Raw genomic sequence first — 577 nt, forward strand, 5'->3', positions numbered from 1 at the left:
GCGGCGACCTCGGCCGGCGGATGCAGCGGGCGCTGGCGCGGCATCGGCGCGCGGTGCTGGTCGGCAGCGACATCCCAGGCCTGGCGCGCAGCGACCTGGCCGCCGCCTTCCTTGCGCTGGGGCGGGCGGATGCGGTGTTCGGCCCGGCCGAGGATGGCGGCTACTGGCTGGTCGGGCTCGGCCCGCGACGGCCGGCGCGGCCCTTCGCGGGGGTGCGCTGGTCCAGCGCGCATGCGCTGGCCGACACCCTGGCCAATTTCCACGGCCGGCGCGTTGCGCTGCTGCGCACCCTGCGCGACGTGGACACAGTCGAGGACCTGCGGGCGATCCGGGGAGGCATGCCGTGACGAACCCGGACTGGTCAGCCACCAGCGACGACTACGCGACGCACCGCCAGGGCTTCCCGCCCCGCTTCTTCGAGCTGTTGGAGGCGCAGGGCCTGTTCGCGCCGGGCATGCGCGTGCTGGACCTCGGCACCGGCACCGGCGTGGTGGCACGCGCGCTGGCCGCACGGGGCGGCGAGGTGCTCGGGCTGGACGCCGCCCCGGGCCAGGTCGCCGCCGCGCGCCGCCTGGCC

The 577-nt window shown here is 77.3% G+C and carries 2 protein-coding genes; both read left to right on the forward strand.

Features of this window, described 5'->3' with window-relative positions; translation table 11 throughout:
* Positions 1-347: TIGR04282 family arsenosugar biosynthesis glycosyltransferase (locus OZN99_RS33200; protein WP_270939419.1), on the forward strand; the 347-nt coding region annotated here is incomplete at its 5' end.
* Positions 344-577 (forward strand): class I SAM-dependent methyltransferase (locus OZN99_RS33205; RefSeq protein WP_270939420.1); only part of this gene is annotated, 234 nt, incomplete at its 3' end. The genes OZN99_RS33200 and OZN99_RS33205, both read left to right, overlap by 4 nt.

The sequence above is a fragment of the Falsiroseomonas oryzae genome, from assembly GCF_027856955.1.
In the GTDB taxonomy this organism is placed as follows: Bacteria; Pseudomonadota; Alphaproteobacteria; order Acetobacterales; family Acetobacteraceae; genus Falsiroseomonas; species Falsiroseomonas oryzae.